A 373-nucleotide genomic window follows, 5' to 3' on the forward strand; every position below is an offset into this window, starting at 1 on the left:
GCGACCCCAAGAACTTCTTCGCCCAGTTCGCCGTCTCGGACAACTACATCGATCTGTATCCCGAACTGATCCTGCCGCCCGAACAGCGCGCGGACTACCGGCGCGACCGCCGGGGCGCGCTGGTGGGCCGGCAATTGGCCGACCAGTACGGCTTCAAGATCGGCGATGTCATCCCGCTCAAGGGCACGATCTACCCGGGCACGTGGGACTTCGTCGTGCGCGGCATCATGGAAGGCCGCGATGAGTCCACCATCACGCGGMAGATGCTGTTCCACTACGAGTACCTGAACGAAAGCATCCGCAAGAAGGCCGTCGGCAAGCCGGATCAGGTGGGCGTGTTCATCCTCGGCATCGACAACCCGGACAATGCCGC

1 protein-coding gene is annotated in these 373 nt (G+C 63.4%); it reads left to right on the forward strand.

Features of this window, described 5'->3' with window-relative positions; all coding sequences use genetic code 11:
* Positions 1-373, forward strand: a 373-nt coding sequence (locus tag AB4Z33_RS31245; RefSeq protein ID WP_442053606.1) for a hypothetical protein, incomplete at both ends; no start/stop codon positions are given.

It is taken from the genome of Paenibacillus sp. 2TAB19 (assembly GCF_052115185.1).
In the GTDB taxonomy this organism is placed as follows: domain Bacteria; phylum Bacillota; class Bacilli; order Paenibacillales; family Paenibacillaceae; genus Pristimantibacillus.